This is a genomic window from Arthrobacter sp. 10N43 (genome assembly GCF_056394525.1).
In genome coordinates, this window is the sequence record NZ_JBFTIA010000002.1 from 397,129 (window position 1) to 418,192 (window position 21,064).

20 protein-coding genes are annotated in these 21,064 nt (G+C 64.4%); 11 read left to right on the top strand and 9 right to left on the bottom strand.

Annotation, left to right across the window (positions count from 1 at the left end):
- Positions 1-282: 282 nt before the first annotated feature.
- Positions 283-603: a hypothetical protein gene (locus AC1DDO_RS04440; protein WP_476869410.1), complete on the top strand. Its 321-nt coding sequence runs from the start codon at positions 283-285 to the stop codon at positions 601-603.
- A gap of 9 nt (positions 604-612) precedes the next feature.
- Here the strand turns inward: AC1DDO_RS04440 and AC1DDO_RS04445 are convergent, their stop codons facing one another.
- From AC1DDO_RS04445 to AC1DDO_RS04460, 4 genes are all read right to left on the bottom strand, one after another.
- Positions 613-1,458, bottom strand: a complete 846-nt coding sequence (locus AC1DDO_RS04445; RefSeq protein ID WP_476971503.1) for a glycoside hydrolase family 16 protein — start codon at positions 1,456-1,458, stop codon at positions 613-615.
- A 30-nt stretch (positions 1,459-1,488) separates the two neighbouring features.
- On the bottom strand, positions 1,489-2,460 hold the full coding sequence (locus AC1DDO_RS04450) for a dienelactone hydrolase family protein (RefSeq protein WP_476971504.1): 972 nt from the start codon (positions 2,458-2,460) through the stop codon (positions 1,489-1,491).
- A gap of 199 nt (positions 2,461-2,659) precedes the next feature.
- On the bottom strand, positions 2,660-6,073 hold the full coding sequence (locus AC1DDO_RS04455) for a choice-of-anchor D domain-containing protein (protein ID WP_476971505.1): 3,414 nt from the start codon (positions 6,071-6,073) through the stop codon (positions 2,660-2,662).
- A gap of 615 nt (positions 6,074-6,688) precedes the next feature.
- On the bottom strand, positions 6,689-7,513 hold the full coding sequence (locus AC1DDO_RS04460; RefSeq protein WP_476971506.1) for a nuclease-related domain-containing protein: 825 nt from the start codon (positions 7,511-7,513) through the stop codon (positions 6,689-6,691).
- Positions 7,514-7,731: 218 nt separating this feature from the next.
- On the opposite strand from AC1DDO_RS04460, the gene AC1DDO_RS04465 reads away from it, so the two are divergent.
- Positions 7,732-8,427, top strand: a complete 696-nt coding sequence (locus AC1DDO_RS04465; protein WP_476971507.1) for a maleylpyruvate isomerase family mycothiol-dependent enzyme — start codon at positions 7,732-7,734, stop codon at positions 8,425-8,427.
- Positions 8,428-8,469: 42 nt separating this feature from the next.
- Here the strand turns inward: AC1DDO_RS04465 and AC1DDO_RS04470 are convergent, their stop codons facing one another.
- Both AC1DDO_RS04470 and AC1DDO_RS04475 read right to left on the bottom strand, forming a co-directional pair.
- Positions 8,470-9,591 (bottom strand): aminotransferase class V-fold PLP-dependent enzyme, encoded by a 1,122-nt coding sequence (locus AC1DDO_RS04470; RefSeq protein WP_476971508.1) that lies wholly within the window; start codon positions 9,589-9,591, stop codon positions 8,470-8,472.
- A gap of 12 nt (positions 9,592-9,603) precedes the next feature.
- A complete protein-coding gene (locus tag AC1DDO_RS04475) occupies positions 9,604-10,119 on the bottom strand; it encodes a mycothiol transferase (protein ID WP_476869403.1) in 516 nt (171 codons plus the stop codon).
- 154 nt (positions 10,120-10,273) lie between these two features.
- On the opposite strand from AC1DDO_RS04475, the gene AC1DDO_RS04480 reads away from it, so the two are divergent.
- A complete protein-coding gene (locus AC1DDO_RS04480) occupies positions 10,274-10,426 on the top strand; it encodes a hypothetical protein (RefSeq protein WP_476869402.1) in 153 nt (50 codons plus the stop codon).
- Positions 10,427-10,447: 21 nt separating this feature from the next.
- Here AC1DDO_RS04480 and AC1DDO_RS04485 read toward each other — a convergent pair whose 3' ends face one another.
- Positions 10,448-11,788, bottom strand: a complete 1,341-nt coding sequence (locus AC1DDO_RS04485) for a right-handed parallel beta-helix repeat-containing protein (RefSeq protein ID WP_476971509.1) — start codon at positions 11,786-11,788, stop codon at positions 10,448-10,450.
- Positions 11,789-11,961: 173 nt separating this feature from the next.
- On the opposite strand from AC1DDO_RS04485, the gene AC1DDO_RS04490 reads away from it, so the two are divergent.
- Positions 11,962-12,993 (top strand): alpha/beta fold hydrolase, encoded by a 1,032-nt coding sequence (locus AC1DDO_RS04490; protein WP_476971510.1) that lies wholly within the window; start codon positions 11,962-11,964, stop codon positions 12,991-12,993.
- Here AC1DDO_RS04490 and AC1DDO_RS04495 read toward each other — a convergent pair.
- Complete coding sequence (locus AC1DDO_RS04495; protein WP_476971511.1) at positions 12,990-13,598, bottom strand: TetR/AcrR family transcriptional regulator; 609 nt, start codon at positions 13,596-13,598, stop codon at positions 12,990-12,992. The genes AC1DDO_RS04490 and AC1DDO_RS04495 overlap by 4 nt on opposite strands.
- Before the next feature lie 364 nt (positions 13,599-13,962).
- On the opposite strand from AC1DDO_RS04495, the gene AC1DDO_RS04500 reads away from it, so the two are divergent.
- From AC1DDO_RS04500 to AC1DDO_RS04530, 7 genes are all read left to right on the top strand, one after another.
- Positions 13,963-14,943 (top strand): methionine ABC transporter ATP-binding protein, encoded by a 981-nt coding sequence (locus tag AC1DDO_RS04500; RefSeq protein ID WP_476971512.1) that lies wholly within the window; start codon positions 13,963-13,965, stop codon positions 14,941-14,943.
- Complete coding sequence (locus tag AC1DDO_RS04505; protein WP_476971513.1) at positions 14,940-15,641, top strand: methionine ABC transporter permease; 702 nt, start codon at positions 14,940-14,942, stop codon at positions 15,639-15,641. The genes AC1DDO_RS04500 and AC1DDO_RS04505 overlap by 4 nt, the downstream gene beginning before the upstream one ends.
- 62 nt (positions 15,642-15,703) lie before the next feature.
- Complete coding sequence (locus tag AC1DDO_RS04510) at positions 15,704-16,507, top strand: MetQ/NlpA family ABC transporter substrate-binding protein (RefSeq protein WP_476971514.1); 804 nt, start codon at positions 15,704-15,706, stop codon at positions 16,505-16,507.
- 87 nt (positions 16,508-16,594) lie between these two features.
- Complete coding sequence (locus AC1DDO_RS04515; RefSeq protein ID WP_441408814.1) at positions 16,595-17,101, top strand: LURP-one-related/scramblase family protein; 507 nt, start codon at positions 16,595-16,597, stop codon at positions 17,099-17,101.
- Positions 17,102-17,115: 14 nt separating this feature from the next.
- Complete coding sequence (locus tag AC1DDO_RS04520) at positions 17,116-19,317, top strand: transglycosylase domain-containing protein (protein ID WP_476971515.1); 2,202 nt, start codon at positions 17,116-17,118, stop codon at positions 19,315-19,317.
- A gap of 77 nt (positions 19,318-19,394) precedes the next feature.
- Complete coding sequence (locus AC1DDO_RS04525) at positions 19,395-20,000, top strand: hypothetical protein (RefSeq protein ID WP_476869394.1); 606 nt, start codon at positions 19,395-19,397, stop codon at positions 19,998-20,000.
- Positions 20,001-20,002: 2 nt separating this feature from the next.
- A complete protein-coding gene (locus AC1DDO_RS04530) occupies positions 20,003-20,551 on the top strand; it encodes a hypothetical protein (protein WP_476869393.1) in 549 nt (182 codons plus the stop codon).
- A gap of 60 nt (positions 20,552-20,611) precedes the next feature.
- On the opposite strand, the gene AC1DDO_RS04535 is transcribed toward AC1DDO_RS04530, so the two are convergent.
- Entirely contained in the window at positions 20,612-20,998 is a 387-nt protein-coding gene (locus AC1DDO_RS04535) for a nuclear transport factor 2 family protein (RefSeq protein ID WP_476869392.1), read from the bottom strand.
- Between the last annotated feature and the right edge of the window lie 66 nt (positions 20,999-21,064).

Here is a 21,064-nt window from a genome sequence, read left to right on the forward strand (position 1 = left end):
ACGCACTACCTTTCGAAAGGCTTCCTTGGTGCGAGGCTACCCGGCAAGTATTTCCGGGTCTTTTCGGGGAGATGACCAATCCACGTGCTGCCTCGGTGGGTCCAAACCCCGACTTGTGCATCACCTTGGCGAAAACTTCGCTCATGTTAAGGTTGCCCGCCCGGCGTCGTTGTATCGTTTGTCTCGGTGGTCCGTCTTTGGATCCGGGTCCCTGACCCGGGATGGGGAGAAGGCGGCAGACCGGTTCCGGGCTCAGCCGGAACGATGAACAAAGGAATAGCCATGTCGGTGGAGCCCTCGTCCACGCCAGGACGCCCCGAAGAACAGGGTCCAGACGGACTGAGATCCGGTGCGGAGCATGCCGCTTCTGCCGCCGGAATCCAACATCAGGCCGCCAGGATCATCGATGCCGTCCTCGCCGACACCGCCCCGGAACACGGCCGGGCCCGGGAGCTGCTTCGCCAGCATATGGCTGCGCATCCCGGCCGCCCGGAACTGGCCCTGATGGAACACCTCACGGCGTTGAAAGCCCTGAGTGGGCTGTTTGAGGGAACGCCGGACGACGCCGAACCGGTCCAGCGCGACTGGGCCTCGGGCGAGTAAGCGCACGGCTCACTGATAGACGCGGATCCAGTCAACCTGCATCTGGCTGGGTTTGGTAGGGGTCCCGTTGGGGAACCAGTCAAGTTGCACCGTTTGGTGCATCCCGACCGTAGGCTGATGCGCCGGGGTCATGTCCGCAAACCACAATGACCCGTCGACGTATCCCGTGATCCCGGCGGGGGTCCACTCCACGGCATAGTTGTGCCACTGAGTGGTGTCGATCGTCTTGGCCGCGGTGGTCTGGAAGTTTGGGCCACCGCAGGCGTAGTGCAGGAAGAACTTGATTTGGGCGGTGTTGGCGCTGCCCTCGGCGTAGTCAATCTCGGCGCACGTGGACGAGATGTTGTTGTTCGGCCACAGGATCAGGACAGGGTGATATTGCAGATCCCGCTGGCCAATTTTCATCCTGGCCTCCCAGCGGCCGAACCGCTGTTGGGCAAACCTGGCGGACATTCCGCCGGTGGTGCCCGCGGCGTCGCCGCTGACAGTCAAGACTCCGCCGCCCACAACCAGCGCATCCGGACTCCGGATCCCCTTGCCCGCGTGCCCCGGCCCCTTGAAGACCTTCCATTTCGCGGGGTCAGGCGGCCCGGCGTAACTGAATTCGTCCCCCGCCACCACTGGGCCCCATCCGCGGACGACGGCGGCCTGGGCCCCGTCTGAACCGGCGGCCTGCGTCGCGGCGGTCACGGCGGCCAGCGTTCCGGTGGAGACGGCGGCCGCACGGTCTATCGCCGGTGCCCGTTCCCTGGACACTGGTGCGGCACCACACCCGGCAAGGGCCAAGGCGCCTGCGGCGCTCAACGCCGCGGTCCTGCGGACTGCGAACATCGCGTCTCCATCCGGTCGGGACATGTCCGGGCCATGCTTCACGCAGACGTGCTTTCACACATGCTTGCCGAACCAGGCGAGCGTGTCGTTCCATGCCGCCGTCGCCTGCTCCTGGTTGTAACGTGGCCCAGTGTCATTGTGGAAGGCGTGGTCCACGCCGGGATAGACCTTGAGTTCGTGGCGAACATTCGTCTTGTCCAAAGCATCCCGGAAGGCCGGCATGGCGCCGGTGATCCGCTGATCCAGTTCGGCGTAGACACCGAAGACGGCCGCCTTGATGGCCGAGATCTTGTCCAGATCAGGTGCTGGCCCATAAAACGCTGACGTCGCCTTCAGGCCAGGGATCGCCGTCGCCGACTGCCAGGTGATCCCACCGCCGAAGCAGAAACCGTTCATGGCGATCCGCCCGTGGTCAACGAAGTCCTGAGAGTTCAGATAGTCGAAACCGGCGGCGAAGTCGGAGACGTGCCGCTGGGCACCGGCCTGCGTGAGCGCCCCCGGCACAGCGTCGGGGTCCATGCCCGCGGTACCGCCTTCGCGGCTCAGCAGGTCCAGGGCAAGTGCCGCGTAGCCTGCTTTGGCGAAGCGGCGCGCCACATCCTGGATATGGGGTGTCAGCCCGCGATTCTCATGGCAGACCAGCACGGCCGGCCCGGCCTGACCCGCCTCCGGCCGGGCGAGATAACCACTGATATTTGTGCCACCCGAAGCAAACTGCACGGTCGCCGTCGAGAGTCCTGCCGCGCCCTCCGGGACAGACAACGGGCTCTTGGCTCCAGGTACTGCCCCTGCGGACGCACGACCGGAACCCGACGATGTTGGCGTCGGCGTCGGCATGGGATCAGTGCTGCGGGGAACTTCCTCGGCCGTGCAGCCAACCAGGAGCATGGCTGCCGATGCCGCCGTCATGCTGCCCATGATGAACGCCACCCGCCGCGTGAATGCCCGGTGACTCATATCGCCGGAGCGGTAGTCGTCGAAGAACTCCTCAATCAGATACTTCTCAAACTTGCCAAGCTCGGTCATGAAGGGCCTCCTCCGGTGCCGATCATCCTCCTCCGAAGTCAGATTTCCGGCAAGAGTCCACAGGGTACCTGCGCTGAGGCCAGGTCCAGTACGGCAGCACCCGACCCCAGAGCGCCAACTAAATCCGGTCCAAGTCTTTCGGCAAGCCAGCAAGAAGCCGCACGCGCGTACCCCGCATGCGGCTCCTTTGGGGTTTCGGCTATCCGGAAATTCTCTTGGTCGTCGCGTTCCAAGTCAGCCGCCCGTGCTGGAAATCCGTTGCCCGGCCCACGGAAACCACGTACGAGTCGCTCGTGGGATAGCCCAACCGGCTCGTCTCCCAGCCGAGTGACGCCCACTTAGACCGGATCGCACCTGTTACCGGATGCGCCCCGGTAGCTGGCGAATAGTAAATCGACGACCCGTTAGAACCAGAGAAGTGATTGTACCGCCCCACCTTGTCCGGTGTTCCCTTCTCGTCCGTGATCGGATATCGCAGCGCGCCAGTCTCCGCGCCCAGCGCCATCCATTTGGCACGGATTGCACCTTGGACAACGTGCGCCCCGGTCTTCGGCGACCAGACAATAGAGCTTCGACCCGAACCGGCGAAATGGTTGTACTGCCCCACCCTGTCCGCCGATGCATTCGTGTCAGAGGTCGGATAGCCAAGCCCGGTCTCCCAGCCCAGTGACGCCCACTTGGCTCGTACCGCACCTGTCACCGAGTGCGCCCCGGTTTTGGTTGACCAGTAAATCGACGCACCTCCTGCGCCGGAGAAGTGGTTATACCGCCCCACGCCGTCCGGGGACTGCTTTTCGTCGTTGATCGGATAGCCTAACGGCCCTGTTTCCGCGCCGAGTGCCATCCATTTCGACCGGATCGCACCCAGAACATAGTGCGCTCCGGTTGTCGGGGAGTAGTAGATCGAAGACCCTCCCGAACCGGCGAAGTGGTTGTACAGCCCCACTTTGTCCGGCGATGGTTTCTCATCGGAAGTAGGGAAGCCCAGGATGCCGGCCGGACCGCCGGCGGCCTTGTAGCGTTTGTTGATCTCACCGAGCACCGCATGCGCGCCTGTCTTGGCTGACCAACAGATCACCCCTCTGAAGTAGTCTTGGCACTTTCCTCCCGCTACGGCGTACTCCGCGGTCAGCGACCGGCCAAGGCTCGACCCGGGGCGGCCGGCGTTGATCGTCCACCCGTAGGCAGCGATGGGGTCGTCCGTTCCGTTCCCGGTGAGCATGACCTTCTGAGCGGTCTGGCCGTCGTCCGCTGTAATGAGGTAAAAGGTCTCCTTCGTGCCGGCTTGCCCTGCGGCCGTGGGCGCAAAGGTCACGGTCTGGTACGCGGTTTCACCGCCGGGAATTTTCAGGCCTTCGGAGATGGGTGTCGTAGTGGAGAAGACACCCTGCGGCGCTTTCGCCTTCGTGATGGTCATCGGGACGTTTCCGGTGTTCTTGATCGGGAAAACCTTGGTGGCCGATGTCCCGGTGGGGACGTCACCGAAGTCCAGCGAGCCCGGCAACTCCAGGTGCGCTGTACCGGAGATGGCGGTCGCGGTAATCTTTACCGTCACCCTGCCGCGGTCGCTGACGACGACCAGCGAATCGGCCACCGGCGTCGCCGTGGTGGGGCTGAAGGTCAGAGACACCGGCACTGACGCGAGGGGTTGAATCGTCTGCCCCACAACTGGCGCCGTGCCTGCATCCACTTTCAGCGCCGCGTTGGCCGGCAAGGTGACGCCAGTGATCTTGACGGCCGCTGTGCCGGTGTTGACGATGTTGACGGTCAACCGGCTAGTGGTTTTCGTCGGCACGTCGGTGAACTGGGCCAACGCCGGGGTAGCGCCCAGGCCGTCCTTCGTCCCCACACCATGGACGCCGAGGAGGACGGTCTCGCCGTCCGCTGTCTTGACGATCAGTGTGCCATCGATCTGTCCCGCGGACGTGGGCGAAAACATCACCGGAACTGCGAGATTTCCCCCCTTAGCCACCTTCCGAGGCAACGTCAGAGAGGTTCCAACTTTGAACGGTGCAGTTGTTGTGATGGAACTAATCGTCACGGTCCGGGACGCGGTGACCGTAACAGTTCCGGCTGCAGGGGTACCCACCTTGGCGTTGCCCAGGTCAGTGTCCGTCGCCCCTACCGCTGCTGTTGTCGGGGCGCCGAATCCAACCACGTGCCCGTCTCGGGTGCCGACGTACACACGGCCTTTCTCAGTTGCCACCGAGGAGAACTTGGCGCCGATCCCCAGCGGGGCGCTGAAGACCTCTTTGAGCTGGCCAGTGCCGTCCGGAATCGCCTTGTATGCCCGCAATTCCGCACCGGCCCCGGTTCCTCCGCTGACATAGACCACCCAGACAAGGGCGGAGGACCCGTCGTTGCCGGAGGAAGTCACCACCGGCGAACCGGAGCTGAACCCGAACGTGCCGGCGGAGGTCCCGACGGCGGCGAGGCTGACGCCGCCCGCCGCGCTCGTCACCAACTTGAATGCGCGAAGGTATCCATTGCTCTCTACGACATAGATGTAACCACCGTTGCTGCTCCCGAAGAACGCGGGCTTGCCCCACACTCCGTTGTACGGACCGGCTTTGTCGAGGACGGCATCAGTTCCACCGGCCCCCTGCGCCATGCCGCCCAGGTTGTCCCGATCCAACAGGTAGACGCGGCCGTCCTTCCCCACTTGCGCCAACAGATGGGGGTGCTTCACTGTGCCATAGCCATCCGGGATGGCGAGGGGGGCGCCGGCTCCCAGGTCAGCGTCGTTTCGGTTCAGCCGGGCGTTGTCTGCCGGGCTGAAAAAGTCGGTTGGCTTCAGGTTGCCGTCGCTGCCCACGCGGAGCCTGACCACGGCTTCGGCCAGGGTAGTGGGAGGCTTCGAGCCCGGGCCAGGATTCGGGGAGATGCCGTTCCCTGTCGCCAGCAAGATCTGACCGGCACCGTCGGACACCAGGCCTCCGCCGGACTGCCAGACGCCGCCTTCCGCGTTGGCATTGCCTGATTCAGTGGCCCACATCGTCGTCTGCCGGCCGGCGGTCGATACGCCGACGACATAGCCGACGAAGGGGGTGTAGTCGCAATGGCTGGCGAATCCTGCGTAGACCACGCCGTCAAGGAGCAGCAGCCCTGGGCGCTGCATCGCCGTCATTGGGTTGAACGGGCGGGTGGGATCATTTGTCGGGGCGCCTTGGATTGTGACAGGGAACCCGGGCTTCTCCGCGCCGGTCGCAACGTCCAAGGAGTGCATGTACCAGTGCGGAAAATACTTGCTGGCCCCGTCATTCGTCTTAGCCAGCAGGAAGATGCTCTTAGTGGCCGGGTCGTAGACGGGAGTGGAAGTAATTCCGATATTGGGCGTGAGATCACCGCAATTGACGGTCGACACCGGCCAGGCCGGCCCGAGCTGGCGCGTCCACTTCGCCGCGCCCGTCTCGCTATCCAGCCCGTACACTGCATTGTTTTCCGTCGCGGCAATCACAGTACCGCCTACTACGAGCGGCTGGGCGTAGACCTGTCCGTCCACGGTTGCAGAGAACAGTTTGCCGAAGTTCGAAGAGGCGACAGCCGACGGCGAGAGCCCCGGTTCGTTCTTGTCCCAGCCCGTCCGCAGTGAATCGTAGGCGACGGTCGCCACATCCGCGACCGCGGGCCCGCTAAGGGCCAGCCCAGCAAGTGCGAGCGACGCCGATAGCAGAGACGCCCACGCGCCCCGGGACGACCCGCGTGGCAGGGACCATGCTGCGAAGTTCGTGGCCGCCCGATGTTTCCGCGGATGTGGCGCCCCACCCTGACGTCCACCGCGCAGACGGCCCTTAAAATGGCCAGAAAACACCCGAGAATCTGTTTGATCACGCATGGCTGAGACCCGTTCCTGATCATTACATTGACTTTATTAACCCAGTAATCAGGAGCCTAGAAGCGGAGATTTGTGAGCGCGCGAGTGGTCGCTACTCGAGTTTTTGGGCGCGATTCCCGTCTTTTTGCTGGCACTACTTGATCGCCTCGTGGGCTGTCGCGGCTTCCTACCTGCACCCGGGAAAACTCAGGGCGGAGACCCCCGGTCTGGGGCCATGCGCATGGTTGTCAGGCATCGCCGGCAGAGGCCGCTCCGGGCGCAGGCGTGAGCAATTGCCGGGGTGTTTCGAGCGTTCCCAACGGGGACGAAGAGGGTAGGCGGAAGCGTGTCAGCGTTCCGGTCCGTTGGGTTGTTTCGAGAAGGCAGCGCGCGCCCGCCGTTAGAGGGTCTCGCCTACCGGTTCATCAAGGCGTCCAGGACAGCTGCACCCGGCGGACCCGTAGCGGCCAGCACCGAAAAGCCAACGGCGGCGGGAACACCCAGCGCCCAGGACAGCCGCCGCCGTCGTGCCTGATCCACCAGGCACCGGAGGGCTGCGAAGTTCCTCATGAGTTCGTCCACATCGTGTGGCGGCGTCGGCTTCGTGTGCCAGGTCCGGGCTTTCACGGCGGCGGCAACGATGCGGTCGACCTGGTCGGCATTCAATACGGCGCGGCGCCGCCGGAGGAAGCCCAGGAGCTGCCGATCGCTCAGGACGATTACCTGGCTCGGCTTCTCCCTGATCGTGAGCCGCCGGGGGTCAACGATCACCACGACGCCGGTGACGTCCACCGCCGCACCCGCTGCCGCACTCAGCAGCGTCGAGGCCCGGGCCGCTTCGCGCGCCGAGTTGTAGAGGTGGCGGTGTTTGTTTCCCGACACCATCAGAGTTTGCCCGGCCACCCAGATCGATTGGCCGGTATGGTTCTTCGTGTTGATGGTGAAGACGCCAGCAGGACCGACCAGCACGTGATCGATATCCGACCAGCCTGAGCCGACCGGGACGGCATGCAACACGAGCCACTCGGGCCCGAGCCCTGCCAGAATCCGGCCCACAGCAATCTCGCCCAGCGCGCCCCGGTACCACGGCCAGCTGGCCTCGCTCATAGGACTGGCACCGAACATCCGCCTGAGCAGCGAGCGCGGCGGAACAAGCGCCTGGACCGCCAACAGTTCCTCGATCACGGACTGGGCCGCAAATCGCTCGGTCAGCGGCGCCGGCGCCGCGAATCCGCTCATTGCCGCGACTGTGGTCGCGGCTGTGGTGTGGGACGCATGCGACGCATCCTAGCTGGCAAGGGCATGGCAACGGGGGCAGGGGTCCCGGCGCGCCGGAATCCTTGCCCAATGCTGGCGGAGGTCTGCGGCTGAGCCCCCGCACCCGCCCCCCGGAGGACGCCCCGGGCCGGGAGCGCCCCCGCGGGCCCTCGCCTCAGGCGCCGCGCTAGGCTCGTCCCATGTCGCCCGATCGCTACCTGGCCGAACTGGCCGGATCCCTGGACCAACTCAGCTCGCTCGCCCGGCAGCCGGCCGGCCTGCTTTCCCGCGCCGTCCCGGCATGCCCCGGCTGGACGCTCGAGCAACTATTCGGCCACCTCGGCTCCATCGAGCGGTGGGCGGCCGCGGTGGTTAGTCGGGGCACCTTCGTCGAGGAAACCTCACCACCCGCCATCGACGCCGCGGCCTGGTTTCTCGAGGGGACGGCACCCTTCCTCGGGACGATGACGGTGCTGGATCCGGAGCAGGACTGTTGGAACTTTGGTCCGCCACCGCGCAAGGCCGGGTTCTGGCTTCGGCGCCAGGCCCACGAGCACGCCATCCACCTGGTCGACGCCTGCCAGGCGCTCGGTCTGGAGATCCCGTCTCTTGATGAGGACTTCATGCTCGACGGCGTGGACGAGGTCCTGGCCATGTTCACTCCGCGCCAACTTCGACTGGGGCGGATGCCGCACCCAGACCAGGGCGTGATTTTCCAGGTGCCGGGGGCCGCCGGCTGGACCGTCGGCCCGGGTCCTGCGGTGGCATCTATTACCGCCCCGCTGCGCGGCATGTATCTGGGTCTTTGGGGCCGGTCCAGCCTCAAGGAGATTGCTGTCATTGAAGGCGACGACGCCGCCGCCCGTCGCTTGCTTCGCGGCCCGCTCACGCCGTGAGTCCAGGATGTGCGGAACAGGTCGAGGTGCAGGCGATTCCGATCAGCCCGGACCGATGAGCCCGGCCACGCGGTCTATCTCCTCGTCCAGATTGTAGAAATGGACGGCCAGTCGGATCCTGCCCTCGCGGACAGACGACACGACCTTCGCCTTGCGGAACCGGGCCATGACTGCCTCGGTGTCTCTCACGGGCACGGAGATGATGGTCGAGCGGTGATCCTCGGCGAACGGACGGAAGCCTGAGCCCTCCGCCGCCAGGGCGTCCTGGAGGCGACGGACGAGCCGGGCGTTGCGGTCAAACAAGGCAGTAATGCCGAAACGGCGGAAAATGCCGAGGGCCGCCTGCTCTGCCAGGGCAGGAAACCATGCCAGCGAGGCATCGAGCTTCGAGGCCGTGGGCGAGAGGTCCATGGCCGGTCCGTAGAAACTCTCGGCCGGAGTGCGTGCAGCTTTCCAGCCCGGGCCGACGGGCTGGAGGCGGTCAAGCAGCCCCCTGCGGACATACAGATACCCCATGCCCCTCGAACCGAGCAGGAACTTGTGGCTCGCGGCCGCCAGGAAGTCCACGCCGTCACGCACTACATCCAGCGGCACCGCGCCTGCCGCCTGGCAGGCATCGACGAAGAACCACGCACCGGAGCGGGCAGCGACCCCGCTGAGCGCGGCAAGGTCGGCCCGGTAGCCGTTGGCCGAATGTACCGCGCTGACGGCGATCAGGCGGGTGCAGCCGTCGGCCGCCCGGCCGAAAGCCTCGGCGTCAACAGTGCCGTCGCCGTCGGGAGCCAGCGTGCGGACCTCGTAGCCGCGGCCCCGGAGCAGCAGCCACGGATAGTAGTTAGAGGCGAATTCGTTCCCGGCGACCACGACGTTTTCGCCGTGCTTCGCGGGTGGCAGGTTGGCGGCGACGATCCCGGCGGCCGTGCTCACTGCCGGAACGATTGCGATCTCTGCGGCGGTGGCGCCGACGATCTCCGCGAATATGGCGCGGGCCTCCTCCCCCGCCCGCTCGGCTTCCATCCAATCGAACCGGCCGGCGGACCAGCGCTCGACCGCCAGTTCGTAAGCCTCCCGTGCCGGGGCCGAGCCAACGTTCATGGTCGCGGTGTTCAGATAGATGATGTCCTTGAGCCCCGGGAAGAGCTGGCGGATGTCGGAGGCTTGCATGGCCTTTGCTTCCTAGACTTTTGAGTGCGCGGGGTCCAGGCCCTTCGCGTAGGCCGCCTGCCCCACGTGCTGGAGGCAATCGGCAAATATGCTGACCAGCCGCACCCCGAGCGTGACGGGCGGGTCCCAGCGGGTGTCGACGATGCGGTCGAGATCAGCGTCGCCGAGGGTCTTCAGAAATTCCACAGTCTGCCGGTGAACGGCGTCGTAGTATTCGAGCAACAGCCCCGGCGGCGCCTGCACCGCATCGACCTGGCGGCTCGTATGGCCGTAGCCGGTGTCGCGTTGGGGCAGCTGCAGATCGAACCGGCCGGCGAACCCCTGCGAGGTCCAGACCTGGTCAAGGCCTGCAGCGGAGGCCACCTGCGCGTCCTCGACCCGGCCCAGGTGCCAGAGGAGCCAGGCCATCGAGTTCCCGTTGCCTGCCGGCCGGCGCAGCAGCGTAGCGTTATCTACCCCCGCCAGGGCAGCGGCAACGCACTCATGGATCCTGCCGAAGGAGTCGAGCAGCAGTTCATTGGATTTCATCAAGTCCCTCCCTGTGCATATTCGGTGGGCCGTACATTTTCGGTGAGCTCTTCATGTTCGGTGAGGCCCATGCTTGCACGGAGGCCGTGCCGGCGGATAGGGCCGAGCGTCCAGCCGGCGGGGCTTAGCAGCGAGGTCTTGGCCGCGGCGGCTGATGAACCTGGTATCGGGCATTGGCATCGTCCGGGTGTTCCGCGGGAAGCGGACCGGCGAATGGGACGAGGCAGAGCTTGAGCGGCAACTCAACGACCGGAGCTTCCTGGCCCTGCTGCTTGGCGGATCGATCCGGCATCCCGGCAGCCGCTGAGGCTGGTGTCTGCGGGAGTGGTCAACAGTTGGGCGAGTCGAACTCGTAGGCCCCCGAATCGGCGGCGGCCGTGCCGTTGCAGTCGCCGTCCTGGGGCACCGCCAGTCCGGCGAGGTCGACGAAGGAAGGGCTGGTTCCGGCGCGGTCGATGGCCGGGCTGGTGCCGGTCAGGTGGAGGTCGGCCGGGGCGTTCACGAAGCGTGCGGACGCAGTGGTGGACGTACTGTTCGGCACGAAATTGACTGGACCGTTGAGGACGTTCTGCTTTTCGGTCCATCCGGAACCGTTGATCCACAAGGAGTTCTTGACACCTGCCAGGATGTTGCCGCGGATCACGGTTGATGACGGGCAGCTCGCATGGCAGACGATGGCCTGGGACTGCGGCCCGTTCAGGTAGATGGTGTTGAACTCGAAAACGGTGCCGTTCGTGGGTCCGAACGAGGTCCCCGGTCCGCGGGCGATCAAGCCCTTGGCCTGGGCGCAGTTGGCGCCACAGGTGGACCGGACCAGGTTGTAGCGGTAGGTGTTGCCGTCGGCAGTTCCGGAGGACTTGCCGATCTCGGAGAAATTGTTGTTGTCCAGGGCCACGTTGTGATGAATGTAGTTGCGGTTACCGTTGTAGATTTCGAAAGAACCGCCGTCGCGGTTGTAATCGTAGGAAAAAGCGGTGGAGCCGCTGACGGTGTTGCCGGAGAATTCGTTGTCGTTGCCGTTGACCAGCACGCCGGATGCCCCGGAGTCGTCATTGCAGTTCACTGCTTGGGGTGTTCCGCAGTTTGTGCCCTGCGTCAGGACGTTCATGATGTTGTTGTTTGTGAGTATGTTGCCGGCGTATTTCCCGAAGTCGGACCCGGTTCCCGCCTTGATGCCCACGGCATTGTTGGAGGCGCTGGAGTTCCGGACCGTGTTGCGGTCTCCCGTGACGCTGATGCCCGCATAGCCGCAGGAGACGCCGCGCAGTCCGTCAACCGTGGTGAAGTTGCCGTTGATCCGGATGCAGTTCCCTGACTTCCCGCCCGTTATGGTCGGGGCACTGCCGCTCCCGTAGCCGTTCAGGGTAATGGGCGCGGCATCAGTCCCACTCTGGGTGGTCACAACACCTCCGGTCCAGGTGTCTCCCCGGCGGAAACTCACGGTGTCTCCGGGCTGGAGGACTGTCGAGTTGACCTTTGACAGTGACTTCCATGGTGCGGCGCTCGAGGTTCCCGAATTGGTGTCGCTCCCAGAGGCACTGACAAAGTATGTGGCACCCGCGGCGTGGGCCGGCGCCGCGAGTCCCGCCACCAACCAGCCCACGGTGAGCAGTTGTGCTAGGAGGCCGGTGATGGTGGAAGCGATTTTCCTGATGCCTCGCGGGTTCATCCCGCCAACCCTAGTGGGCGACGGTTGCAAAAAGCTGGGGCAAAGATTGCCAGAGATTTATCTCAAACAGCACTGTATACTTTCAATTGATTATCCAAAGTGCCTGCCCAGCCCGGTCCCAGCGCGGAGACGTCGCACCGCATAAGTCGACCCCTTCTGACTGGAGTCCTGCCATGCTGCTGCGCCACCCCCGCCACGCCACCTCAGCGGCGGCCAGGCCGCACCGCAAGAACCCGTGGAAACGGGCCCTCCGCGCGGCAGTGGTGGTGGCTATGATCGTGGCCTGCCTACTTGTCGCCTCGACGTCGGCCAATCTCCTGTTGGAATGGCACGAAAAGTCCAACTCGGTCGCCTACGGCGAGAGGGTCTCCATCCGCGAGGGCACCGTCAACGTAAGTCGAACCGGCAGCGCCGGTCCTACGATCGTGCTGCTCAGCGGGCTCGGCACCCCGGCCCCGGCGCTCGATTTCGCACCGCTGGTCCGGGAGTTGCGCGGCTTCCGAACCGTGGTTGTTGAGGGATTCGGCTACGGCTACAGCGACATGGCAGCCCGGCCGCGGACCGTGGAAAACATCGCCGAAGAACTTCATGAAGTGCTGTCAAAGCTCGGCATCAGCGCGCCTTACGTCCTCGCGGGCCACTCGATTGGCGGCTTTTCCACGCTGTACTACGCGAACAAATATCCCGCCGAGGTCTCCGCGGTTATCGGCATCGACCCCACCGTCCCGACCCGCCAGAGGTCCACGGGCGCAACTCCCGGCCCTAATGAGATGCCGGCAGCGGACTACTGGTGGGCGCACACACCTTCCACGGCAGGCCTGGTCCGCTGGGCCACCGCGCTGGGTTTTGGGGAGCCTGGGGGCGACGGCTTCACGACTGCTGAACGCCAGCAAATGCGTCAAATGACCAGCTGGAACTTCGGCAATCAAGCCGTCACTGACGAAACACTGCGGATGGGCGAGAACGCCGCCAAACTCCAAGACGTCCGTTACTCGGACACCCTTCCGGTACTCGAATTCCTGTCCCAAGACACAATGAACCAGCAGCCGGACTGGTACGTATTGCACGAACGGCAATTGGCCAATGTAAGACACTGCGAGCTGGTTGTCCTTCCGGGCGAGCATTACCTGCATTGGACGCAGTCCAAGGCCATGGCTGCGAAGATCAGCGAATTCCTGCGCCAGATCAGCCCGAAACTCCCCTAGTGCGGGGCCGGATCCGCAGGCGGGCCTGGCTGGGCTAAGAGGGCACGGATGGTAGACGGAAGGACCTTTGCTGCCGCGACCTCGTCCAGTCGCCCTCCCCGAATTTCAGCCGCCGCGCCGTGGAGGATGGCGTAGAAGCAGGCCGCCTGCCACGCGAGGGAATGATCGGTGCGGAAGATCCCCTCGATCCTGCCCTTTTCAAGCACGGAAACTACCCGCGCCAGTGGCTTGTCGTGGTACCCCCTGATTTGCTCCGCCGTCAAGTATCGATCGGCCGCCGCCAAAAGCGAGTTGAATTGTTGGAGGACCCGCCAGGACGATTGGATGAGTTCCAGCAGGCAACCCCAAGCGTCCTGCCCGATGTCCACCGCGGCGAGTTCGGCCTCGGCGCGGTCCATAGTCACGGCAAAAACAGCAACAACCAGCTCACGCCTGTCCGCGAAGTGTCCGTAGAGGGTCACCCTGCCCACCCCCGCAACCCGGGCAATCTCAGCCATGCTGGCCCCTGGATTCTCACCCAGGCAGGTCAGTGCGGCGTCAATGATGACGTCCTTGTTCCGGACAGCGTCCGCACGCTTGACGCGCCCCTTCTGGACTTCCGGCACGGGCCCGACCCGCCTTTCCGACTATTCAAACACCGATGTTCAGGTTACCAGCGGGGCCGCCAGCGCAGACTTCCCTGCAGGACGACACAGGCTGGCGCCTGTGAGGAATCTCTCACCCCGCTGCGGCCGCCGGCAGGGAACCTGATTCACCGGGCACTCCCGGTTACCACAGGCCCGCCCGAGCCTTTCGCTTCGGAATGGATGAATTATCGTGGAACAAGAGCGTGAATTTATGGTGAATATTCGGATTTTGCGCCACTATCCCCATGTTGGAAGAATTTAAGGCGGAATGCGGGCGATATCCGCACCCAATTTTGCGGAAGCGCTTCCGTGACGATTCCAGCCACCACAGGGAGCCCTATCCATGATTTCCGTCAGCCGGGTCTCGAAGAGCTACGGCTCGGGGACGACGGCGGTCCGTGCCCTTGACGACGTCTCCCTGTCCGTCGCCCGAGGCGAGATATTCGGCGTCGTTGGCCAGAGCGGCGCCGGCAAGAGCACACTGATCCGCACCATCAATTCCCTGGAGCTCCCCGATTCGGGAAGCGTCAGCGTCGACGGCCGCGAGATGACTACCCTGTCCGGCGCAGAGCTGCGCACTGCACGCCACAACATCGGCATGATCTTCCAGCACTTCAACCTGCTCAGCAGCAGGACCGTGCAGGCGAATGTGGAACTTTCTTTGGAGATCACCGGCGCAGGGCGTGCGGCCCGGCGCACCCGGGCCCTGGAGATCCTCGAACTTGTGGGCCTGAACGGCAAGGCCTCCGCGTATCCCGCACAGTTGTCCGGCGGGCAGAAACAGCGTGTCGGCATCGCCCGCGCGCTTGCGTCCAACCCCTCGGTGCTGCTGAGCGACGAGGCGACCTCGGCGCTGGATCCCGAAACCACGGCACAGATTCTCGATCTCATTCGGAACCTGAGCAGGGACCTGGGACTGACCGTGCTGCTCATCACCCACGAGATGGACGTGGTCAAGCGGATCTGCGACTCGGCTGCCGTCATGAGCGGAGGCAGGATCCTCGAGCAGGGTCCCGTGGAACAGCTGCTGGCCACGGAGAAATCCCTGTTGGGCCAGGCGCTGTTCCCCATGGGCGAGGTCCCGGAGACCTCCAGCGCAGTCGTTGACATCACGTTCAGCGGCGTCACCGCCGACCGCCCCGTGATCGCCCGGCTGGCACGCAAACACGGCATCGACGTCGGCATCCTGGGGGCGGCGGTTGAAACCGTCCGCGGACTCCAGACAGGACGCACCCGGCTGGAACTGCCCGGTGACGCGCGCACCGTGGCAGCCGCCGTCGCCGATCTCCGTTCCCAGGGACTCTTCGTGGAGGTAGTCAAGTGATCGACCGCAATGACCCGTATTTCTGGTCGGACCTGCTGGACACCATCCTCAAGGGCGCCGGTGAGACGTTCTACACGGTGGGCCTGAGCTTGCTGTTCACGGTCGTTTTTGGCCTCGCGGCCGGCGTCCTGCTTGTGACCACCGAGACCGGCGGCCTGCTGGCGAAGCTCTTCGGCAGCCGGGCGCTCGGATTCTTCGTCAACCGGCTGCTGGACGTGGTGGTGAACATCGGCAGGTCCGTCCCCTTCATCATCCTCATGATCCTGCTCATTCCGTTCACCCGCCTGCTGGTCGGGTCCTTTATCGGGCCCACCGCAGCCATAGTCCCGCTGACCATCGCCGGCATTCCCTTCTTCGCCCGCCTGGTGGAGATCGGGGTCCGCGAAGTACCGGTGGGACTCGTCGAAGCCGCCCAGTCGCTCGGAGCCACCCGGTGGACCATCCTGACCAAGGTCATGGTCGCCGAGGCAGTCCCGGCCCTGGCGCTCGGACTGTCCACCACCGTGGTCGGCCTCATCGGTTACTCGGCCATGGTGGGCGCAGTGGGCGGCGGCGGCCTTGGGGATGTCGCGTTCCGCTACGGCTACCAGCGGTACAGCCCCGAGTACATGTTCTGCGTCGTCATCCTCCTGGTCCTGCTGGTGCAGCTGTTCCAGTCCCTGGGCAATTTCGCCGCGCGCCGGCTGTCCCACCGATAGCTGCCGACGCCGGCTTCACCGTTTACTTTTCCCATCACCCTCCGTTCTGCGAAAGAGTTCCCATGTTCCGTGCACAAATCCTGAAGGCCGCCGCAACCGGTGCGGCCGCCATCCTCGCCCTGTCCGCCTGCGGCGCGGGCGCTTCCAGCACACCGGCCGAGACCATCAAGGTCGGCGCCCTGGCCGTGCCGGCCGGGGACATGCTCAAGCAGGTCCAGCGCGAACTCGCCCCCAAGCAGGGCCTGACCGTGGAGTACAAGGAGTTCAGCGACTACAACACGCCCAACCCGGCCGTAAGCGACGGCGACATCGACGCCAACCTGTTCCAGAACACCACGTTCATGGAGACCTACAACAAGGCTGCCGGCAAGAACCTCGTCAGCGTGGGTAAGGTGTACCTGCCGCCGATGGCCCTGTACTCCAACGATGTGGCCAATCTTTCGGCGCTTCCCGACGGCGCCTCGGTCGCCATCCCCAACGACCCCACCAATGAGTCCCGCGCCCTGAAACTGCTGGCGTCCAAAGGGCTGATCGAGGTCACCGAGAACCCGATCACGCTCAAGGACGTCAAGGCGAACCCGAAGAACCTCAAGTTCACGGAAATCGAAAACGCCAGCCTCCCGCAGGCCCTCAATGACAAGGACGCGGCAATCGTCACTCTGGCCTTTGCCCTTCCCGCTGGCCTGAGCGCGGACAAGCAGCTGCTGGTCGAGGGCAAGGACAGCGCCTACTACAACGTGCTGGCCGTGAAGGCCGAGATGAAGGATGACCCGCGCGTGCAGAAGCTGTACAAGATCCTGACCTCGCAGGACATGAAGGACTTCATCCAGACCAAGTTCAAGGGTCTGGTCATCCCGGCCAGCTGACCGGTTGTGTCGTCTCCCTGGCGCCTCCCCCGGGACCACCCGGTTCGGGTGAGGCGCCGCCCGGCGATCGGGTTCTATGGTCAGGGCATGGGACTTTTACGGCACAGGCATGACGAACCCGCGGCCCAGCGGTTTCAGATGCGCGAGAAGCTGCTCTCGATTGGGGACGATTTCTGGATCGAGGACGACCAGGGCAGACGTGCCTACAAGGTCAACGGCAAGGCCGTCCGTGTCCGTGACACGTTTGTCCTGGAGGACGCCTCGGGAAACGAGGTGGCGCGCATCCAGGAGCGCAAACTCTCGATCCGGGACAAGGTCTCCGTCGAGCGCGGCGGGGACACCGCGGCGACGGTCCACAAGGCACTGGTCGGGCTCCGGGACCGCTTCGCCATCGATGTGAAGGACGGCGCCGATTTGAAGGCGCACGGCAACATCGTTGACCACGAATACAAGATCGAACGTGACGGCGACACAATCGCGACCATCTCCAAGAAATGGTTCCGCGTGCGTGAGTCCTACGGCGTGGAAGTCATGGAGGGCGAGGACGTTCCGCTCCTTCTGGCGATCACCGTCGCTATCGACTCGTTGACCTGACCCGTTGAGCGAACATGGCGCCGAGGAACCGAACCCGCTCCCAACTGGCCAGGACCCTCTGGGGGCTCTTCGGCTTCTTCACCGCGAGCGCGGTCTGCGGCGTACTGGCGGCCAGCCTCCTGGTGCCCACCGTGGCCGCGACCGGCGTCGCCGTCAGCGATTCGATCAAACTGTTCAATAGCCTTCCGTCGGAACTGACCGTAGATCCGCCGTCGGAGTCCACCCGGGTGCTCACCGCGGATGGAAAGCCGATCGCGACCTTCTACGCGGAAAACCGTGTCAAGGTCCGGCTTGAGCAGATGTCCCCGTACATCAAGAACGCGATCGTCGCGATCGAGGACCGCCGCTTCTACGAGCACGCCGGCGTGGACCCCCAGGGGATTCTCCGGGCCGTGGTGTCCAACCTGACCACTGGCGGCAGGCAGGGCGCCTCCACACTGACCCAGCAGTACGTCACCAACGTGCTCAATGAATCCCTCGTCTCGGCGGACAGGGGCGATCAAATTGTCCTCAACGGACAGAAGAGCATGGCCGACAAGATTCGCGAGATGAAGCTCGCCGTCGAATTGGAGAAAAAGTACACCAAGGACCAGATCCTCGAGGGTTACCTCAACATCGTGTTCTTCGCCCGCGACGCCTACGGCATTGAGGCCGCGTCCCGCTACTTCTTCAACACCACAGCCAAGGACCTCACCCTGCCGCAGGCTGCGCTGCTCGCCGGCCTCGTGAACAGCCCCAGCTTCTACAACCCCGCCGTCCACCCGGACAACGCCGTCCAGCGGCGCAACCAGGTCCTCGCCAGGATGCTCAGCTCCCGGGCTATCTCGCAGGCGGAGCATGATGCCGCCGTCGCCGCCCCGGTGGATCTAAAGATCACTCCCGGGATGCAAGGATGCGCCGGCGCGGAATTGGCACCGTACTTCTGCGATTACGTCTCCCACCTCATCCTCAACAACCCCGCATACGGTGCGGAAGTCGCCGAGCGCGAGCGGAAGCTGTTCCGCGGCGGCCTGACCATCACGACCACCCTGGACAGCCGGCTCCAACTGGCGGCCCAGGCGCAGGTGGATGCCACGGCCGGGGCCAACCCGGACAAATGGGGCGCATCGATGGTCTCGATCGTTCCCGGAACGGGCAAGATCCTGGCGATGGCCCAAAACACCGTCTTCCTGCCGGCTCCCGGAAAATTCGATACCCAGCTGAACTTCAATGTCGATTCCAAGGACGCCAACGGCAACGATCTGAACGGCGCCGGCGGGTTCCAGCCGGGCTCCACCATGAAGCCGTTCACGTTCGCGGAATGGCTCAACGAGGGCAAATCCCTCGGCGCCGTGGTGGACGCCTCCCGCCGCTCCTATCCGCTCGGGTTTCGCTGGAGATCCAGCTGCGGCAGGGTACTCGGTGCCTACAGCTCGCGGGAGAAGAGCCTCGGCGCGGCGGACGACCTCCAGAACAACGACGCCGGATACTACCGCCGCATGCGCGTTGACTACGGGCTGTATAACTCCATCAATACGGCCACCTTCGCAGAGGCCTCCCAACTCGACTTCTGCGGCATCCAGAAAATGGTCGATGCCGCGGGGCTACACAGCGGCGTGGACAACGCCCGGATAAACATGCACCAGCTGGGCAATCTGCTGGGTGCCATTGGCGTGGCGCCGCTCAATCTGGCCAACGCCTTTGCCACATTCGCCAATGACGGCAGGTACTGCGCACCGATCGCCATTGTGGCCGTCACCGACGCGGCCGGCCGAAACCTTCCGGCCGAGAGCAGCTCCTGCCGGGATGCGTTCAAGCCCGAGGTCGCCCGCGGCGTGAACTCCGTGCTGCAGGACGTGCTGAAGCGCGGGTCCGGCGTTTACATCAAGCCCAAGCTCTACGACCGGTTTCCTGTCGCGGCCAAGACCGGCACGTCCAATACCAACGGCTCGACCTGGGTGGTGGGCTACACCACCGGCATGGCCACCGCGTCCTTCTTCGGCGACGCCCTGGAAGGTCAAAAGCGCCCCGGCCAGAACGTCACCGTCAACGGCAAGTTCTACAAGGCCATTGACGGGTACATGCTCGCCGGTCCGCAATGGGCTAACTACATGCTGCAGGTTGCCGGGTACTACCCCGCCGCTGCCTTCCCCAAGCCGCCCGAGTCCATGACCCGGACTCCTTTCAACACGCGGATCCCCTGTTCCCCCCGGGCTGACCGGGCGCTGTGCGGGTAGCAGGCCAGAAATTGTCGGGATCCACGGGCGCACCCTATGCCATCGGGCCCGGAACGCTTATTCTCTTGCCATGAAGGATGGGGGCAATTTCCGGCGAGGGGAATCGCGCCGCCGCGCGCGAGTGGCCTGTGAATACCGCTGACCAGCCCCATGACAATTACGACGCCTTCCTGTCGAGGCTGGACGCCGCCACAACCAGCCTGAGCACTCGGGCCGGGTCGTTGGACAAGGCCCTGGAGGCCGTCTCGCTGCTGTTGGAACCATATGAGTCAGCTGTCCGGAAATGGGAGCGCCGTCGGCATTACGTCAGCCAGCAGCTCGCCGCGCATTCCGGGTCGCCGCAGTCCTACACCGCGCTGTGCGAGCTTCACATCGTGGCGGGAAAGATGGAATCGATGCTCCGCGGCCGGGTCGAGCGGGTCACGGAAAAACTCGCGGTCATTCAAGGGCGCCGCGAGGCCATCGACAAGTCGCTGCTGGAGCTTGAGCTGAGCAGAATCAAGCTGACGTCGTCCCGGATGCTGTCACAGGACCGCCAAGAGTTGACCACCATCTTTTCTGAACTCGCCGGCTCCCCCGTTGCCACGGGAGCCATTCCCGACATGGGGTTGCTGAGCGATCTCAAGGAAGCACGCGAGGCAATCATCCTGGCCGAAGCGCTGATCGAAGTGAAGGGCTACTAATCATGGAAATTTCAAGGCGCGATCAGCCCCGCAAGAACACCGTCGTTCTTGTTCGCTGGAAAAAGCAACCGGGCGAAAACACCGTGGCCAAGTTCATCATGTCCAGTATTTTGGGCTTGATCCTGTGCCTCTTCCTGATGATCTTCCTGTCCGGCCTCAGAAGTTTCGGTGCCCTGGTCCTGTTTACCGTCTGTTTCGCCGCGCTTCTGACGCTGCGTTCAGTCATGACCCAGAGAAAATTCATGCGGGGGCTGACCAAGAGGATCAATGAAACCATCGCCGAGGTAACGAGCAGCCCGGGCGACCAACTGTCGGTCAGGCAATTTCGGCACATGGCCAAGAGCGGCGAGAAACTTCCGCTCGTTGTCAGCGGCGTGCCCGGGCTAAACCTGCATGTTGCCAAGGCCTCAACGCTGGAGAAACATGTCCCCGAGAAGTGGGTTGCGGTCTTTACCGTAGTCCCTCCCGAGAACGGGACTGCCAGCTTCGACCGGCTGTTGGCCGCGGCAATGAATGCCGGACCAGGCAACACCGGCACCAACGTCGCCTAGCGCGCGAAGGGAGATTTTCTGCGGCCCCTTTTGCCGCACCCAGCCCGCCGGCCGTGACCTTTATTGGGCTGGCGGCACCCGCGCCTTCAGGGCCTCGTTGACGGGGGCGAAGGCAACCCGGTCCAGGACAAGCTCGATCTCGCGGATCTTGCCAGCGTTGATGGTGAGCAGCTCGATGCACCTCACGGCACCAGCAGCGGTATCGGTGATGAAGTCATACACGACGCAGGCACGGTCCTGCCCGGTAAAGACTTCCCGGATCTCGTTGCGGACCAGCGCCGGGAGAAGGCGCTTGAGCGCGGTGGTCCACCCGGCCTCGTCGAAGGTGGCGCCAGCAAACGTCGCCACGAGATCCTCACCGAGCAGGTTTTCCAGGGCGTTCACATCGTGGGAGCCAACGGCCTGGATGTACGAGCGTGCGATCCCTTCGACACTGGAGTCCGGCATGAGAAACCTTTCCTGAGCAGCGGAGGGGCCCGCCAAGGAGCCACGGGCAAGCCAAGAATCCACGCG

Coding starts and splice junctions, on each gene's coding strand:
- AC1DDO_RS04475 (WP_476869403.1), bottom strand. CDS start 10,119: ATGAAATCCAATGAACTGCTGCTCGACTCCTTCGGCAGGATCCATGAG.
- AC1DDO_RS04445 (WP_476971503.1), bottom strand. CDS start 1,458: ATGTCCCGACCGGATGGAGACGCGATGTTCGCAGTCCGCAGGACCGCG.
- AC1DDO_RS04500 (WP_476971512.1), top strand. CDS start 13,963: ATGATTTCCGTCAGCCGGGTCTCGAAGAGCTACGGCTCGGGGACGACG.
- AC1DDO_RS04460 (WP_476971506.1), bottom strand. CDS start 7,513: ATGAGCGGATTCGCGGCGCCGGCGCCGCTGACCGAGCGATTTGCGGCC.
- AC1DDO_RS04510 (WP_476971514.1), top strand. CDS start 15,704: ATGTTCCGTGCACAAATCCTGAAGGCCGCCGCAACCGGTGCGGCCGCC.
- AC1DDO_RS04490 (WP_476971510.1), top strand. CDS start 11,962: ATGCTGCTGCGCCACCCCCGCCACGCCACCTCAGCGGCGGCCAGGCCG.
- AC1DDO_RS04520 (WP_476971515.1), top strand. CDS start 17,116: ATGGCGCCGAGGAACCGAACCCGCTCCCAACTGGCCAGGACCCTCTGG.
- AC1DDO_RS04480 (WP_476869402.1), top strand. CDS start 10,274: ATGAACCTGGTATCGGGCATTGGCATCGTCCGGGTGTTCCGCGGGAAG.
- AC1DDO_RS04485 (WP_476971509.1), bottom strand. CDS start 11,788: ATGAACCCGCGAGGCATCAGGAAAATCGCTTCCACCATCACCGGCCTC.
- AC1DDO_RS04535 (WP_476869392.1), bottom strand. CDS start 20,998: ATGCCGGACTCCAGTGTCGAAGGGATCGCACGCTCGTACATCCAGGCC.
- AC1DDO_RS04465 (WP_476971507.1), top strand. CDS start 7,732: ATGTCGCCCGATCGCTACCTGGCCGAACTGGCCGGATCCCTGGACCAA.
- AC1DDO_RS04515 (WP_441408814.1), top strand. CDS start 16,595: ATGGGACTTTTACGGCACAGGCATGACGAACCCGCGGCCCAGCGGTTT.
- AC1DDO_RS04440 (WP_476869410.1), top strand. CDS start 283: ATGTCGGTGGAGCCCTCGTCCACGCCAGGACGCCCCGAAGAACAGGGT.
- AC1DDO_RS04530 (WP_476869393.1), top strand. CDS start 20,003: ATGGAAATTTCAAGGCGCGATCAGCCCCGCAAGAACACCGTCGTTCTT.
- AC1DDO_RS04525 (WP_476869394.1), top strand. CDS start 19,395: ATGGGGGCAATTTCCGGCGAGGGGAATCGCGCCGCCGCGCGCGAGTGG.
- AC1DDO_RS04450 (WP_476971504.1), bottom strand. CDS start 2,460: ATGACCGAGCTTGGCAAGTTTGAGAAGTATCTGATTGAGGAGTTCTTC.
- AC1DDO_RS04470 (WP_476971508.1), bottom strand. CDS start 9,591: ATGCAAGCCTCCGACATCCGCCAGCTCTTCCCGGGGCTCAAGGACATC.